We start from the raw sequence: 234 nt of genomic DNA on the forward strand, positions 1-234 counted from the left end.
CCTGCAACTATATTTGGTTGAAAACCCTAATTCATTGTCAACTAAATTAATAGTTGCCGAAGGCATTCAATCAAGTTTAACCTGCCCGCTCATTGCAGATGGTAAGCCTATCGGTTTCATTTTCTTCTCTAGCAAAGAAAAGAACACATACATTGATGCCCACCAAAAAACATTTATGAACCTTGCAAGACAAATATCATTTCTAGTCGAAAAAAGCCGTCTTTATCAACGCAT

Annotated in this window: 1 protein-coding gene; it reads left to right on the forward strand. The window is 36.8% G+C overall.

Features of this window, described 5'->3' with window-relative positions; genetic code table 11:
- Positions 1-234: GAF domain-containing protein (locus tag B4920_RS28060; RefSeq protein WP_139379795.1), on the forward strand; the 234-nt coding region annotated here is incomplete at both ends.

It is taken from the genome of Zoogloea sp. LCSB751 (assembly GCF_002028455.1).
Classification (GTDB): Bacteria; Pseudomonadota; Gammaproteobacteria; order Burkholderiales; family Rhodocyclaceae; genus Zoogloea.